This is a genomic window from Tepidimonas sp. (assembly GCF_046292505.1).
Classification (GTDB): Bacteria; Pseudomonadota; Gammaproteobacteria; order Burkholderiales; family Burkholderiaceae_C; genus Tepidimonas.
The window spans coordinates 1-14990 of the sequence record NZ_JBKBQX010000034.1 but is presented as its reverse complement, the minus strand read 5'-3'; the positions used below and the strand labels follow the sequence as shown (position 1 = coordinate 14990).

12 protein-coding genes are annotated in these 14990 nt (G+C 69.4%); 6 read left to right on the top strand and 6 right to left on the bottom strand.

Annotation, left to right across the window (positions count from 1 at the left end):
* The first annotated feature begins 178 nt into the window (after positions 1-178).
* The gene (locus ACK4TH_RS10560) at positions 179-1762 is read left to right on the top strand and encodes a methyl-accepting chemotaxis protein (RefSeq protein ID WP_409626147.1); all 1584 of its coding nucleotides are present in this window, start codon (positions 179-181) and stop codon (positions 1760-1762) included.
* 185 nt (positions 1763-1947) lie between these two features.
* Complete coding sequence (locus ACK4TH_RS10555; protein ID WP_409626144.1) at positions 1948-2535, top strand: hypothetical protein; 588 nt, start codon at positions 1948-1950, stop codon at positions 2533-2535.
* Between the two features lie 18 nt (positions 2536-2553).
* Here the strand turns inward: ACK4TH_RS10555 and polA are convergent, their stop codons facing one another.
* The gene (gene polA / locus ACK4TH_RS10550) at positions 2554-5325 is read right to left on the bottom strand and encodes a DNA polymerase I (RefSeq protein ID WP_409626141.1); all 2772 of its coding nucleotides are present in this window, start codon (positions 5323-5325) and stop codon (positions 2554-2556) included.
* A 41-nt stretch (positions 5326-5366) separates the two neighbouring features.
* On the opposite strand from polA, the gene ACK4TH_RS10545 reads away from it, so the two are divergent.
* Genes ACK4TH_RS10545 through ACK4TH_RS10535 form a run of 3 tightly spaced genes read left to right on the top strand, consistent with a single transcriptional unit; the run spans position 5367 to position 7476 of the window.
* Positions 5367-5729: a hypothetical protein gene (locus ACK4TH_RS10545; RefSeq protein ID WP_409626138.1), complete on the top strand. Its 363-nt coding sequence runs from the start codon at positions 5367-5369 to the stop codon at positions 5727-5729.
* A 6-nt stretch (positions 5730-5735) separates the two neighbouring features.
* Positions 5736-6689 (top strand): homoserine kinase, encoded by a 954-nt coding sequence (locus tag ACK4TH_RS10540; protein ID WP_409626135.1) that lies wholly within the window; start codon positions 5736-5738, stop codon positions 6687-6689.
* A gap of 16 nt (positions 6690-6705) precedes the next feature.
* Positions 6706-7476 (top strand): BPSS1780 family membrane protein, encoded by a 771-nt coding sequence (locus ACK4TH_RS10535; RefSeq protein ID WP_409626132.1) that lies wholly within the window; start codon positions 6706-6708, stop codon positions 7474-7476.
* Positions 7477-7480: 4 nt separating this feature from the next.
* Here the strand turns inward: ACK4TH_RS10535 and ACK4TH_RS10530 are convergent, their stop codons facing one another.
* From ACK4TH_RS10530 to ACK4TH_RS10515, 4 genes are read right to left on the bottom strand one after another with little or no spacing between them, the layout of a single operon-like run.
* A complete protein-coding gene (locus ACK4TH_RS10530) occupies positions 7481-8734 on the bottom strand; it encodes an NAD(P)/FAD-dependent oxidoreductase (RefSeq protein WP_409626129.1) in 1254 nt (417 codons plus the stop codon).
* Between the two features lie 26 nt (positions 8735-8760).
* The gene (locus tag ACK4TH_RS10525) at positions 8761-11193 is read right to left on the bottom strand and encodes a UvrD-helicase domain-containing protein (RefSeq protein WP_409626126.1); all 2433 of its coding nucleotides are present in this window, start codon (positions 11191-11193) and stop codon (positions 8761-8763) included.
* Positions 11194-11229: 36 nt separating this feature from the next.
* Complete coding sequence (locus ACK4TH_RS10520) at positions 11230-12150, bottom strand: OmpA family protein (RefSeq protein WP_409626123.1); 921 nt, start codon at positions 12148-12150, stop codon at positions 11230-11232.
* Positions 12147-12995, bottom strand: coding sequence for a motility protein A (locus ACK4TH_RS10515; protein ID WP_409626121.1), 849 nt, complete (start codon positions 12993-12995; stop codon positions 12147-12149). The genes ACK4TH_RS10520 and ACK4TH_RS10515 overlap by 4 nt, the downstream gene beginning before the upstream one ends.
* A 229-nt stretch (positions 12996-13224) precedes the next feature.
* On the opposite strand from ACK4TH_RS10515, the gene ACK4TH_RS10510 reads away from it, so the two are divergent.
* A complete protein-coding gene (locus tag ACK4TH_RS10510; RefSeq protein ID WP_409626118.1) occupies positions 13225-14202 on the top strand; it encodes a GMP reductase in 978 nt (325 codons plus the stop codon).
* A 33-nt stretch (positions 14203-14235) separates the two neighbouring features.
* Here the strand turns inward: ACK4TH_RS10510 and ACK4TH_RS10505 are convergent, their stop codons facing one another.
* Positions 14236-14901: an alpha/beta hydrolase gene (locus tag ACK4TH_RS10505; RefSeq protein WP_409626115.1), complete on the bottom strand. Its 666-nt coding sequence runs from the start codon at positions 14899-14901 to the stop codon at positions 14236-14238.
* Positions 14902-14990: the final 89 nt, after the last annotated feature.

Below are 14990 nucleotides of genomic sequence, written 5' to 3'. Positions count from 1 at the left end.
CGGGTTCCCATGAGGCGGTGGCAGGGTCACGTGCAAGGCAGATCAGGGGTGTTGCACTTGATTATTGACTCCGCCCTATCATGCTGATCAAGGGTAAGCGGGCACGGTTCCCCCATGCTCGGCATGGGAATCGCACCGGTGGCCCGCTCCACGCCATCCCCAACCCACGCCAGTGCCCATGAGCGACCTACTCAACCGCCTGCGCCTGACCCAGCGCGTCTTCGCCGTCATCGTCGGCTACCTCGTCACGCTCGCCCTCGTCGTCGGCGTCGCCCTCTGGGGCATGCACCGCGCCAAGGAAAGCCTGGCACAAATCCACCAGCACCGCATGGCGGTGGCCGAGGCCCTGGCCACGATGCTGCGCAACTACTACGACAACCGGCTGCACGTGCTGCTGGCGTTCCAGCACGCGCCGGACAGTCCCACCAAGGTGCTGCACGACCACCCGACCTCGATGCACCTGGACACCATTGCCCAGCAACGCGACAGCAACAACCAGGCGCAAAAGGTGATCGAGGACCGGGTGGCCTTGATGGATGAGGAGGAGCGACGGCTGTACGAGGCGGTCCAGACCGCGCGCAAGGCTTGGCAAGCCAAGCGCGACCAGGCGTTGGAGGCGATCCGGCAGGACAACTTTGGTGTCGAGGTGATGCAGGCCTTCCTGGTGGCCGGCCGCACCGAAGGTGCCGCATTCGAGCAAGCGATGCAGGCGCTGCGTGACGAGCAGCTCAAGCGCGCCGAGCTGGAGGCACAGGCCGCGCAGCGCCGCTACGACCTGGCGCTGGGGGTGGTGGCGGCGGTGTTGCTGCTGGGGGCGCTGCCGCTGACGGCGCTGATGGTGGCCACGCAGCGGCGCATGTCGTCGGGCTTTGCCACGGCCGACGCCACCGCCACGGCGATCGCGGGCGGCGACCTGTCGCAACCGGTGCGGGCCGACGGCGGCGACGAGATCACCCACCTGCTGCACCAGTTGGAGCGCATGCGCCAGGGCCTGCGCAGCCTGATCGGCAGCGTCGTACAAGCCTCCGACAGCATCGCCAGCGCCGCCAGCCAGGTGGCCAGCGGCGTGCTGGACCTGTCGCAGCGCACCGAGCAGCAGGCCAGCTCGCTCGAGCAGACCGCCTCGGCCACCGAGCAGCTCAACAGCACCGTGCACCAGAATGCGGCCAATGCACGGCAGGCGGACGAAATGGCGGAGCAGGCGTCGGCGATTGCCGAGCGCGGCGGGAACGTGGTGCGCCAGGTGGTGCAGACGATGAACGACATCAACGATTCGTCGCAACGCATCGCCAACATCATCGGTGTGATCGACGGCATTGCCTTCCAAACCAACATCCTGGCGCTGAATGCCGCCGTGGAAGCCGCGCGCGCGGGCGAAGCCGGGCGCGGCTTTGCCGTCGTCGCCTCCGAGGTACGCAATCTGGCCGGCAGAAGCGCCGAGGCCGCGCGCGAGATCAAGTCGTTGATCAGCGACTCGGTCACTAAAGTGGGGGCAGGCAAAGATCAGGTCGATGCGGCAGGCTCGACGATGGCCGAGATCGTCCACAGCATCGAACGCGTCACGGAGCTGATGCGCCAGATCGCTACGTCCAGCGCCGAACAAGCCGATGGCCTGGGACAGATCAATCAGGCCGTTGCGTTGATGGACGGCGTCACGCAACAAAACGCGGCCCTGGTGGAAGAAGCATCGGCGGCCGCCGCTGCTCTGCGCGAGCAAGCGCTGCAACTTGCCCAACAGGTGGGGCGCTTCCGGCTGGGCTGAGTTCCGTGGATGGGATGGTGTGACGCGATGTCCCAGGCACGAGCGGACACTCCCGCATGACGGCAAGGCTGTGGTCTGTTTCGTGTGTCGTCCGCCGTGCGCGATGGACTGGGGGGATTGCCCTGGCCGTGCTCGCCACCTTGTCGGGCTGTGGCGCCCCGGCACCGCGGCCCAGCATCACCCAGGTGGCGAGCGCATCGGATCGTGACTTCGCGTACGACGGGGGATCGTTGACGGCCCGGCACATGGGCGCAGCGTGCGAATTGCACTGGCGGGGCGCACTCCACGCCGGCGCCGTTCAGCGGCTGCGCCAGGCGCTGGACGCGGTGGGCCAACGGGACTGCGAACGCCGCACGCTCGTGCTGGGCGCCGTGGACGGGGCCGTGGGCGATGCCATCACCGTCGGCGCGATGGTGCGCAACCGGGGCTGGGACACGGCGCTTCCGCCCGGTGGCTCGTGCCACACCCCCTGCTGGTTGGTGTTTGCGGCCGGGACCCGGCGGCAGATGGCGGACGGCCCGACGCCAGCGCGGGTGGTGTTCAGCCAGATTCCGCCCGACGCGGACTTTGGCCACCAGACCTGCGCGACCGAACTCGGACGAGCCCAGCAGTTGACGCTGACGCGCTATCTGCGCGCCATGCTGCCGCCACCGACCGCCACCACCGTGTACCAGAAGCTGCTGGCGGCCGATTGCCGCAGTGCCGAGGCGTACGGGCCCCAGCAGGCGCGGCTGATCGGGCTGGCCACCGGGCCGAGCGGCAGCCCGCCCTGAGCAGGGGGCGGCGCGCCGTCAGTGCGCCTGCTCCCAGTTGGCGCCCACGCCCACTTCGGCCACCAGCGGCACGCGCAAGGTCGCGACGCCGGCCATCAGGCGCGGCACCTCGGTGCGCACCCAGTCGATCTCGTCCGGCGGCACCTCGAACACCAGTTCGTCGTGCACCTGCAGCACCATGCGCGTGCGTCGCTGCTGCTCGTCCAGCGCGCGCTGCACCGCGACCATGCTCATCTTGATCAGGTCGGCGGCCGTGCCCTGCATCGGCGCGTTGATGGCCGCGCGCTCGGCGGCGCTGCGCCTCGGCCCGTTGGGGGAATTGATTTCGGGCAGGACCAGGCGGCGACCGAACACCGTCTCCACATAGCCGCGTGCCTTGGCCTCGGCCCGCGTGCGGTCCATGTAATGGCGCACCCCGGCAAACCGCTCGAAATAGCGCTCGATGTAGTTTTTGGCCGCCGTCGCGTCGATGCCCAGCGCCTTGGCCAGGCCGTAGGCGCTCATGCCATAGATGAGGCCGAAGTTGATGACCTTGGCATAGCGGCGCTGCTCGGGACTGACCAGCTCTGGCGGCAGGCCAAACACCTCGGCCGCCGTGGCGCGGTGCACATCCTGCCCTTCGGCAAACGCGCGCAGCAAGGCCGCGTCCTCGCTCAGGTGCGCCATGATGCGCAGCTCGATCTGCGAGTAGTCGGCGCTGGCGATGGACCAGCCCGGGGGCGCCACGAAGGCCTCGCGGATGCGCCGCCCCTCGGGCGTGCGGATGGGGATGTTCTGCAGATTGGGGTCGTTGCTGGCCAGCCGTCCGGTAACGGCCACGGCCTGCGCATAGTGGGTGTGCACCCGCCCCGTGGCGGGATGGATCATGCCGGGCAGCTTATCGGTGTAGGTGCCCTTGAGCTTGGAGAGGCTGCGATGCTCGAGGATGCGCGCCGGCAGCGGATAGTCCTCGGCCAGCTTTTCCAGGACCTCCTCGTCGGTGCTGGGCGCGCCGGTGGCGGTTTTCTTGACCACGGGCAGGCCCAGCTTCCCGAAGAAAATCTCGCCGATTTGTTTGGGCGAGCCCAGGTTGAATGGCTGGCCCGCCAGCGCGTGCGCCTCGGCCTCCAGCGCGGCGATGCGCTCGCCCAACAAATGACTTTGCCGATGCAGCGCGTCGGCGTCGATCAGCACCCCCTGGCGCTCCATGCGGAACAGCACGTCGGAGACGGCCAGCTCCAACTCGTAGATGCGCTGCAAAGCCGGCTCGGCCTGCAGCCGCGGCCACAACACCTGATGCACGGCCAGGCACATTTCGGCGTCCTCGCAGGCGTAGGGGGCGGCGCGCTCCAGCGGCACCTGCGCAAATGGGATCTGCGCCGCCCCCTTGCCGCACAGGTCCTCGTAGCTCAGGCCGCGGCGCCCCAGATGGCGTTCGGCCAGGCTTTCCAGGTTGTGGGGCTTGTGCACCTCCAACACATAGCTCTGCAGCAGCGTGTCGTGGACGTAGCCGCGCACGGCGATGCCGTGGTTGGCCCACACATGCCGGTCGTACTTGACATGTTGACCGCACTTGGGGGCGCCGGCGTCCTCCAGCCACGGCCGCAGGCGCTCCAGCACCGCGACGAGCGGCAACTGGGCCGGCGCACCCGGGTAGTCGTGACCGAGAGGGATGTATGCCGCCTCCCCCGGTGCGACGCTGACCGACAGGCCCACGAGGCGGGCGCGCATCGCATCCAGCGAGGTCGTTTCGGTGTCCAGCGCCACCAGGGGCGCGGCGCGCAGGCGAGCCAGCCATGCATCGAGCGCAGCCCAGTCCAGCACCGTCTCATAGCGCAGGGCGGGCGCAGGCGGCGGATCGCCAAACAGCGTGCCCTGCGCCGCCGCGGGGGCCGGGGCGGCGGCCGCATCGCCTTCGCCGCCCAGCGCCCGGGCCAGCCCCTTGAAGCCATAGCGCTGGTAAAACGCCCGCAGCGCGTCGGTGTCGGGGGCGCGCTTGCGCAGCGCCTCCAGCGACGGCAGGCCGGGCACATGGCCATCCAGATCGCAGTCGGTGCGTATCGTCAGCAGTTGGCGGCCGGTGGGCAGCCAGTCCAGGGCACGCCGCAGATGGTCGCCGGCCGCGCCCTTGATTTCGTGGGCGCGCGCCACGATGGCATCCAGCGAGCCATAGGTCTGCAGCCACTTGGCGGCCGTCTTGGGGCCGACCTTGTCCACGCCGGGTACGTTGTCGATCGCGTCGCCGACCAGGGTCTGAAAGTCCACCATCAGCCGGGGCGGCACGCCGAACTCCGCCTCCACCCCGGCCACGTCGCGCACCTTGCCCGTCATCGTGTCGATGATGGTGATGCGCTCGTCCACCAGTTGGCTCAGGTCCTTGTCGCCGCTGGAGACGATCACGCGCCAGCCCTGGGCCGCGGCCGTCTTGGCCAGGGTGCCGATCACGTCGTCGGCCTCCACCTCGGGCACGTTCAGCACAGGCAAACCAAGCAACCGAATGACCTCGTGGATGGGGGCGATCTGGGCACGCAGGTCGTCCGGCATCGGCGCGCGGTGCGCCTTGTACTCCGGATACAGGGCGTCGCGAAACGTTGGCCCGGCCGCGTCGAACACGACGGCGATGTGGTCGGAGGGATGCTCCTTCTGCAAGGCCTGCAACATGTTGATCATGCCGCGGATCGCACCGGTCGCGGGACTGGTGGGATCGCCGGGCACGGCCCTCAGGTCGGGCATGGCGTGGTAGGCGCGGTACAGGTAGCTGGAGCCATCCACCAGCACGAGCAGCGGGGCGTCGGGGTCGCGGTCGGTCATCGTGCTATTGTGCATGGCCGATTGCCTACAATCAGGGCGTCATGCTCCAACCGCCCCGCCCCTATGCCCGCGATGGTCGGCGCCACGCCGCGGTCGCCGGATTCGCTCCGTCTCTGCGCCACGCCCTCGGGGTGGCCGCTGTCCTGTTCACCTGCGTCGCCACGGCACAAACCGCCGACAGCGCCCCGGCGGCCGCCACGGCGCCCGAGCCCAAGGTCGAGCGCCTGTTGCACCAGGATGGCCACAGCCGCATCGAGGAGCTGCGCGTGGGCGGCCAGACCCGCTCGATCGACGTGCGCACCCGCTCCGCCCTGCCCGGCTACGAGATCCGTCCGATCGACCCCGGCGTCGCGGATGAGCGCTCGGGGGCCGGATCGCGCCGTTGGCGCGTGCTCGCGTTCTGACTCGCCATGGCCGTCTTCACCGAGGTGGGCCGCGACGAGGCCGCGGACCTGATGCAGCGGCTCGGCCTGGGCCGCCTGGTCGATATGGCGGGCTGCGCCGGTGGCATCGAGAACACCAACTACTTCGTCAGCACCGAGCGCGACGGCCAGCGGCACGAGTGGGTGCTGACCCTGTTCGAGCGGCTGACCGCGCAGCAGCTCCCCTTTTATCTGTACCTGATGAAGCATCTGGCCGGCAAAGGCATCCCCGTGCCCGATCCGCAGGCCGATGCGAGCGGGGCCATCCTGCACACGGTGCGGGGCAAGCCCGCCGCCGTGGTCAACCGGCTGCGCGGCCACCACGAGCTGGCCCCCGGCCCCGAGCACTGCGCCCAGCTCGGCGCGATGTTGGCGCGCATGCACCTGGCGGGGCAGGACTACGACCGCGAGCAGCCCAATCTGCGCGGTCTGGCGTGGTGGAACGAGACGGTGCCCGTGATCCTGCCCCACCTGGCCGCGGAGCAAACGGCGCTGCTGACGGCCGAGCTGGCCTATCAGAACCACATCGCCGCCACCCCCGCTTACCAGGGGCTGCCGCGCGGCCCCATCCACGCCGACCTGTTCCGCGACAACGCGATGTTCGAGGACGGGCGCCTCAGCGGTCTGTTCGATTTTTACTTCGCGGGCTGCGACACCTGGCTGTTCGACATTGCGGTGTGCCTGAACGACTGGTGCATCGACCTCGCCGACGGCACGACGGACCCCGTGCGCACGCAGGCCCTGCTCCAGGCCTACCAGGCCGTCCGTCCGCTGACCGCCGCCGAGCGCGAGATGCTGCCCGCGATGCGCCGGGCTGGTGCGCTGCGGTTCTGGATTTCGCGCCTGTGGGACTGGTACCTGCCACGGCAGGCGGCCGTGCTCAAGCCGCACGACCCCACCCACTTCGAGCGGGTGCTGCGCGCCCGCCTCGCCGAGTGTTGAACCGCGCCCACCCCCGATGAAGCTGCACCGCGTCCCCGCCCGCACCGGCCTGCTCTGGGTCCGGCTGGGCCTGCGCACGTTTTTTCGCCAGCCCCTGGCCATGGCAGGTCTGTTCTTCCTGTTCATCATGGGGGTGAGCGTGCTCGCCATGGTCCCGGTGCTGGGGGCCCCTCTGGCTCTCGCCCTGCTGCCGGCGGCCACTCTGGGCCTGATGGCTGCCACCAAAGAGGCCGACAGCGGCCGCTTCCCAATGCCCACGGTGCTGGCGAGCGCCTTTCGCGCCGGCCGCGAGCGCGTGCGAGCGATGCTGCTGCTCGGCGGACTGTACGCGCTGGGGTCCGTCGTGGTGATGACGCTGGCCGCGTGGCTGTCCGGGGCGCCGGCCGATGCGACCCTCGAAGGGGGCGAGACGGCGCTGACCGAGCCGGCCGTGCTGCGCAATCTGGCCTGGCAAGCGGTCCTCTACGTGCCGCTGGGCCTGCCGTTCTGGCATGCGCCGGCCCTGGTCCACTGGCACGGCATCCACCCCGTCAAGAGCCTGTTTTTCAGTCTGGTGGCCTGCTGGACCAACAAAGGGGCGCTGCTGGTGTTCATGCTCGGCTGGTCGGCGGTGTTCTTTGGGGTGTCGCTCATGCTCGTGCTGCTGGCGTCCGCACTGGGTGGGGCGTCGGCGATGCAGGTGCTGGTCTTTCCGGTCGCGTCGCTGCTGAGCGCGGCGTTTTTCACATCGCTGTATTTCACCTTCCGCGACAGCTTCCTGACCGACGAGGGCGAACCTCCGGCCTGAACCGTCAGCCCCACCGCTCGGGGCGGTACGGCGTCGGGTCCACGAAGGGCGGCTCGCCCGTGATCATCTCCGCCAGCAGGCGGCCAGCCACCGGCCCCAGCGTGAAGCCCTGGTGGGAGTGCCCGAAGTTGAACCACAGGCCCGGGTGGCGCGGCGCCGCCCCCATGATGGGAAGCATGTCCGCCGTGCAGGGCCGTGCCCCCAGCCAGGGCGATGCATCCCGCGCCTGGCCCAGATCCATCAGCTCGCGCGCGGCGGCTTCGGCCCGACGCACCTGTACCGGGGTGGCGGGCGCGTCCCGATGGGCAAATTCAGCGCCCGTGGTCAGGCGCAGGCCGCGGCGCATGGGCACCAGGACGAAACCCCGCTCGGCGTCCAATGCCGGCCGCTGCAAGGTCCCGCCCCCGGTGTAGTGCTGGTGGTAGCCGCGTTTGACGAACAGCGGCAGCCGGTAGCCCAACCGTTGCAACAGGGCGTCGGACCAAGGTCCGAGCGCTACCACGGCGACTGGGGCGTCGATGGCGCCGTCCGGCAAGGGCAGGCGCCAACCGCGCCCGTGCGGGGTCAGGGCCATGGCGTCGCCCCGGATCAGACGTCCGCCGCGCTGCACGAACAGCCGCGCATAGGCGCTGACCAGCTCCGCCGGATCGCGCACGGACCAGGGGTCTTGCCAGTGCACGGCCCCCGCCAGCGGGTGGCGCAGCGCCGGCTCGGCCTGGGCCAGACCGCCCGCATCGAGCACGGCGCAGCGCAGACCAAACACCTGCGCCAGCCGCTCGGCGTCGCGCGCAGCCGCCTCCCACGCGCGCCCCGTGCGGTACACGTCCAGGTAGCCGATCGGCCGAACCGCTTCGGCCGCCCCGGCCTGTTCGATCAACGGCCGATGCTCGTCCAGGCAATGCTCGATCAGGCGCGCGTAGGCCTGCACCTGCCGCGGATACCGCGTCGGCCCGGAGTCGCGAAAATAGCGCCACAGCGGGCGCACCAGAGACGGCAGCGCCGACACGTGGTAGTGCACATCCACCCCCAAGCCCAGGGCGGCCTGCACCAGCTTGCCCCACTGGCGGGGAAACGGATACGGCTCCACCGCCTCGCGCTGGATCAGGCCGGCGTTGCCCAGCGACGTCTCCTGCCCCGGCTCACGGCGGTCGACCAGCACGACCTCGTAGCCACGCTGCTGCAGATGCAGCGCGGTGCAGGTGCCAATCATGCCGGCTCCCAGCACGAGGGCCTGTCGGTCGGTGGCGGCAGTCGTCATGGATTCGTTGGGCAGCGGTCGGGGGATCAGGCCACGGGGGTGAGCTTGGCGACGGCCAGCGCCAGCCATTTGGTGCCATGGCGCCGAAAGTCCACCTGGGCACGGGCATCGGCTCCCTGCCCTTCGATGGCCAGCACGCGGCCTTCGCCAAACTTGGTGTGGAAGACCGCCATGCCGGTGCGGATCTCGGCCCCGCTGGCGCTGACGGCCGGCTCGCTGCGCGCCGGAGCCCGTGCCACCGGAATGCCCGCCATGCCGGCGGGCCGATCGTCGCCCAGGGCGCTGCGGCCCCAAGCAGGCTGGGCGACGGCCTGCGCAACGGGCATCGCGGCGCTTCCAGCGGCCCAGCCACCGCCCCACCCCCCCGCGCCCCGCGCGCGGCGCGGGCTCAGCCACTGCAGGCTGTCTTCCGGCAATTCGTCCAGAAACCGGCTGGGGATGTGGTAGCGGGTCTGTCCGTGCAGCATGCGGGTCTGCGCATGCGTGAGGTAGAGCCGCCGGCGCGCCCGCGTGATGGCGACGTACATCAGCCGGCGCTCCTCTTCCAGCCCGTCCAGGCTGGACAGGCTGTTCTCGTGCGGAAACAGCCCCTCCTCCAGCCCGGTGATGAAGACGGCGTCGAACTCCAGCCCCTTGGCCGCATGCACCGTCATCAGCTGCACGGCCGCCTGCCCGGCCTGCGCCTGGTGGTCCCCGGCCTCCAGCGCCGCATGGGTCAAAAAGGCGACCAGCGGGCTCACGGTCTCGCCGGTCTCGGCCTCCACCCCGGCGGACGGCAGCGCCGCCGACCCGGTCTCGTCCAGCGGCAGCGCCACGGCCTCGCGGCCAAAGCCTTCCTGGCTGACGAAGCTCTCGGCGGCGTTGACCAGTTCTTCCAGGTTTTCGATGCGCTCGGCCCCCTCGCGCTCGGCGCGGTAGTGCTCGACCAGTCCGCTGTCGGCCAGCACGCCTTCGATGATCTCGCGCAGCGGACGGCCGACGCTGCGCTCACGCATCACGTCCAGCTTGGCGACGAAAGCCACCAGATGGGCGCCGCCCTTGCCCCCCACGGCCGTGACGGCGTCGTGCAGCGAGCAGCCGCCCTCGCGCGCGGCCTGCTGCAGTTGCTCGATGGTGCGCGCCCCGATGCCGCGTGGCGGGAAGTTGACCACGCGCAAAAAGCTGGTGTCGTCGTGCGGATTTTCCAGCAGGCGCAAATAAGCCAGCGCATGCTTGATCTCGGCCCGTTCGAAAAAGCGCAGCCCCCCATAGACGCGATACGGAATGCTGGCGTTGAACAGCGCGCCCTCCAGCGTCCGGCTCTGGGCGTTGCTGCGGTAGAGCAGCGCGATCTCCTGCGGCGGCACGCCGTCCTGGCGCGTGAGCTGGCGGATCTCGTCGATCACCCACTGCGCCTCCTCGAAGTCGCTGGACAGCTCCACGACGCGCACACGGTCGCCATCGCCCTGCTCGGTGCGCAGGTTTTTGCCCAGGCGCTGGCGATTGTGGTCGATCAGGTGGTTGGCCGCGCGCAGGATGTGCCCGACGCTGCGGTAGTTCTGCTCCAGTTTGATGGGCGCGGCGATGCCGAACTCGCGCACGAAGTCGCTCATGTTGCCCACACGCGCACCGCGAAAGGCGTAGATGCTCTGGTCGTCGTCGCCCACCGCCATCACCGCATTGCCGCATGGGACGAAGCGCCCGCCCGACTCGTCACCGGCCAGCAGTTTGATCCACGCGTACTGCAGCCGGTTGGTGTCCTGGAACTCGTCGATCAGCAGGTGACGAAAGCGCCGCTGGTAGTGCACCCGCAGGGGCTCGTGGTCGCGCAGCAGCTCGTAGGAGCGCAGCATCAGTTCCCCGAAGTCCACCACGCCTTCGCGCTGACACTGCTCCTCGTAGCGGCGGTAGAGCTCGATTTTCTGCCGCGTGTCCTCGTCGCGCGCCGCCATGTCCCGCGGGCGCAGCCCGTCCTCCTTGGCGCCGGCGATGAACCACTGCAGCTCCTTGGGCTTGACGCGCTCCTCGTCGATGCCCAGGGCCTTGAGCAGCCGCTTGATCGCGCTGAGCTGATCCTGTGTGTCCAGGATCTGGAAGGTCGTCGGCAAACCCGCCAACGCATGATGGGCCCGCAGCAGCCGGTGGCACAGGCCGTGGAAGGTGCCGATCCACATGCCGCGCACATTGAGCGGCAGCAGAGCCGACAGACGCGTCAGCATCTCCTTGGCGGCCTTGTTGGTGAAGGTGACGGCCAGAATCCCGCCGGGCGAGGCCTGCCCCGTGGCCAGCAGCCACGCGATGCGGGTCGTCAGCACGCGCGTCTTGCCAGAGCCGGCACCGGCCAGCACGAGCGCGTGCACCGGCGGCAGCGTGACGGCGGCGAGCTGCTCCGGATTGAGGGTGCGCAGCAGCGGATGATCGGGCGGCAGGGACGGCGGGGCCCGATGGGGGGAGGCCCCGTCGGCGAACAAATCGGTCATGCAGCGATTGTAGGCAGCCGCCTCGCGTCCACCGCCTCAGTTGCGCGGGCGCTGCGGCGGCTCCAGCGTGATCTCCACACGCCGGTTTTGCGCACGTCCCTGCGGCGTGTCGTTGGACGCGAGCGGCCGCGTGTCCGCCAAGCCGGTGGCGCGCAGGCGCGTCGGGTTCAGGCCCCGGGCCTCGAGCTGGCGCACGACACTGCTGGCCCGCGCGGCGGACAGTTCCCAGTTGGAGGGGAAGCGGGTCGTCTGGATGGGAACGTTGTCCGTGTGCCCCTCCACCACGATGGTGTAGTCCGGCACGCGGTTGAAGGCGGGCAGCAGCCGGTCGATGATGGCCTGCCCCGCCGGTGTCAGCACCGCCTCGCCGGAGGGGAACAGCACCTCGGACGGGATGCGAAAGCTCACCCCCTCGTCGCGCACCAGCACCTGGATGTCCTTGCCCAGGTCCCCCAGGGCGAGGGACGGGGACGGTGCAGACTCGGCCGCCGGCGGGTTATCGGTGCCCGGTCGCGGCTCGGGCGCATCGGGCTGGCGCTGCTCGGTGGGATGCGTCCCCGGCCCCGGCGTCGCCGATGGGCGCTCGACCGGCGGCACGATACTGCCCCCGCCGCCCGGCAGCACCTGCCCGGCCACGGCGGGAACCTGCCCCTGCGCCTCGGGCCGGCCGAGCGGCGGCTTGCGCTTGATCGGCTCGGAAAATGCCAACATCACCACGAGCATGACGAGCAGCAGCGTCACCACATCCAGGTAGGTGAGGAGCCACGTCTCCTCCTCCGGCACGGGTTCGGAGTCGGCATGCCAGCGCTGGTAGCGCCCTTTTTGCAGGGGGCCGGGCCTGACCGGCGCAGCGGGCGACGGAACCGGCGCACTCCCCGGCCCCGTCGCCCCTGCCGCCCCGTTGCGCGCCGCCTCCAGGGCGCGGCCCAGGGCTTCGTGCCATTGGCGTTCGTTCACGGGGTGCGCCCTTCGGGCCGTCCGGGCGCGCGCGGGGTCCCAGTGCCGCCGCCGGGCGCCACCGGGCCGGAAGCGGTGTCGCGGATTTCATCCTCGCGGTGCGCGACGAAGGAGTTGAGCGTCTCGCGCATCAGCGACGGGCTGCGACGCGCGCACATCATCGAAATGCCCTGCAGCACCATGTTCATGAGCACGATCCGCTGTTCGGTGCGGCGCTCCAGTTTGACGGCCACGGGTTTGAACACCAGGTTGGCCAGCAAAATGCCGTAGAACGTCGTCATCAGGGCCACGGCCAGGTGTTTGCCGATCACGACCAAGTCCCCACTGGCGATCACGTCCATCAGGTTGATCAGACCGACCAGGGTACCAATCATGCCAAAGGCGGGGGCGTAGCTGGCCATGACGCGAAAGAGCTGCGCCTCGGCCGCTTCCTTGGCCTTCATGCGCGAAATCCGCCACTGCAACAGGTCCAGGATATCCTCCTCCGGGATGCGGTCGATGACCAGTTGCACCCCCGTGCGCAGGAAGGGGTTGGAGATGCGTGGCAGCGCCTTCTCGACCAACACCGGGTCGTCGCGCATCCACAGGCGGGAGACGTCCACCAGTTCCTCGATATCGCGCTCGGTGTACAGGCGCTCGTTGCGCATGACGGTGCCGATGAGCTTGAAGACCCGCAGCACCTCGCCCATCGGGTAGCTCAGGAAAGTGGCGGCCATGGTGCCCACCAGCACGATGCCGATGCTGGGCCAATCGATGAACAGCCAGGGATCGTCGGCCGCAAACAGGATCAGGACGCCCAGCAGCACGACGCTGGCGACCATACCGATCAGGGTGGAGGGATTCATCCGCACGCGCTCCAAGGGGGCGGCATCGCCCCACGCAGCCTATTGTGCCCCAGCCAACTGGCATAGAATCAAGCACCGGGCCCAAACGTTGGAGCCCGGTTTTTTGTGTCCACCGCCCCGCGCTGGCGGCTTCGGACCCGGCCGGCTCCAAATCAAGCGCTCGCAGCCATTGGGCCGCGCACTGCCACAACGCGCCGCCCGCCCCCACTGCAACCCCGGAGCCTTGACCATGGATATCTTCGATTACGACAACGTCCTGCTGCTGCCGCGCAAATGCCGCGTGGAAAGCCGCAGCGAATGCGACACCTCGGTGGAGTTTGGCGGCCGACGCTTCAAGCTGCCGGTGGTGCCGGCCAACATGAAGACGGTGCTGGACGAGCGCATCAGCGAATACCTGGCCGCCAACGGCTACTTTTACGTCATGCACCGCTTCGACCTGGACAGCGTGGCCTTTGCCAAGCGCATGCGCGAGCAGGGCCTGTTCGTGTCCATCAGCTCCGGCGTCAAAGGGGCGGACTATGCGGTGATCGACCGGCTTGCCGCCGAGGGCGTGGGGGCAGACTACATCACCATCGACATCGCCCATGGCCACGCGGACAGCGTGCGCAAGATGATCGAGCACATCAAGCAGAAGCTGCCGCAGACCTTCGTGATCGCCGGCAACGTGGGCACGCCCGAGGCCGTGATCGACCTGGAAAACTGGGGCGCGGACGCCACCAAGGTGGGCATCGGGCCGGGCAAGGTGTGCATCACGCGGCTCAAGACGGGCTTTGGCACCGGCGGCTGGCAGCTCTCGGCGCTCAAATGGTGCGCCCGGGTGGCCACCAAGCCCATCATCGCCGACGGGGGCATTCGCCACCACGGCGACATCGCCAAGAGCGTGCGCTTTGGCGCCGCGATGGTGATGATCGGCTCCCTCTTCGCCGGCCACGAGGAGTCCCCGGGCCAGACGGTGGAGGTGGACGGCAAGCTCTACAAGGAGTACTACGGCTCGGCCAGCGACTTCAACAAGGGCGAGTACAAGCACGTCGAAGGCAAGCGCATCCTGGAGCCGATCAAAGGCAAGCTCGCCGACACCCTGCGCGAGATGCAGGAGGACCTGCAAAGCTCCATCAGCTACGCCGGCGGGCGCACCCTGGCCGATCTGCGCAAGGTGAATTACGTGATCCTTGGCGGCGAAAACGCCGGCGAGCACCTGCTGATGTGACGACAGGGCGCGCGCCGAGTGCTCCCTCGCCCCTCACCTGCCGGCGGGGATGCCAAAGACCAGTTGCATCGCCAGTGCGTGCAGCCGGGTGCCGGGCAGGCTCAGCTCCTCCAGCACACTGAAGTGGTTGCGCCCCGGGATGCGCTCGACCACCGGCACGCGACGCGCGCCCCAGGCCTTGCGCATCAAGCCATTTTGGCGCAGAAACTCCGCGCTCTCGTCCCCACCGACCACGGTGTAGAGCTTTCCGGTAGCGGGCGCCGGCAGCCGGGCCGGACTGACCCGCTGGACCTGTTCCGCGGTCAGGCGCAGCGACGCCTGCAAAAACGGCACCCGACGGACGGGCTCCAGGTCATACAGCCCGGAGATGGACAACGCGCCCTTGACCAGATCCGCCGGCAGTCCGCGGCGCACGCGGGGCCAATCACACAGCATCAGTTGTGTGGCCAGATGGCCGCCGGCCGAGTGGCCCACCAGATACACCCGCTCGGGGTCGCCCCCGTGCTCGGCCGCATGGGCATGCACCCAGTCCACGGCCCGCACCATTTGCATCACGATGTCCGGGATCGTCACCGCGGGACACAGGGCGTAGTTGGGCACCACGACGCATGCGCCCTGGTTGCGAAAGGGCACGGCCAGAAACGAATGCTCGGACTTGTCGAGCGAGCGCCAATAGCCCCCGTGGATGAAGACCACCACGGGGGAGCCCGCGGGGGGGCGGCGTAGTCGTCCAGCACGGCGATCAGGCGGCCGGCGTCGATGTCGGCTTGCACCTCCCAGGTGCTGCG

Coding starts and splice junctions, on each gene's coding strand:
- ACK4TH_RS10530 (WP_409626129.1), bottom strand. CDS start 8,734: ATGACGACTGCCGCCACCGACCGACAGGCCCTCGTGCTGGGAGCCGGC.
- ACK4TH_RS10540 (WP_409626135.1), top strand. CDS start 5,736: ATGGCCGTCTTCACCGAGGTGGGCCGCGACGAGGCCGCGGACCTGATG.
- ACK4TH_RS10525 (WP_409626126.1), bottom strand. CDS start 11,193: ATGACCGATTTGTTCGCCGACGGGGCCTCCCCCCATCGGGCCCCGCCG.
- ACK4TH_RS10560 (WP_409626147.1), top strand. CDS start 179: ATGAGCGACCTACTCAACCGCCTGCGCCTGACCCAGCGCGTCTTCGCC.
- ACK4TH_RS10545 (WP_409626138.1), top strand. CDS start 5,367: ATGCTCCAACCGCCCCGCCCCTATGCCCGCGATGGTCGGCGCCACGCC.
- ACK4TH_RS10515 (WP_409626121.1), bottom strand. CDS start 12,995: ATGAATCCCTCCACCCTGATCGGTATGGTCGCCAGCGTCGTGCTGCTG.
- ACK4TH_RS10535 (WP_409626132.1), top strand. CDS start 6,706: ATGAAGCTGCACCGCGTCCCCGCCCGCACCGGCCTGCTCTGGGTCCGG.
- polA (WP_409626141.1), bottom strand. CDS start 5,325: ATGACCGACCGCGACCCCGACGCCCCGCTGCTCGTGCTGGTGGATGGC.
- ACK4TH_RS10510 (WP_409626118.1), top strand. CDS start 13,225: ATGGATATCTTCGATTACGACAACGTCCTGCTGCTGCCGCGCAAATGC.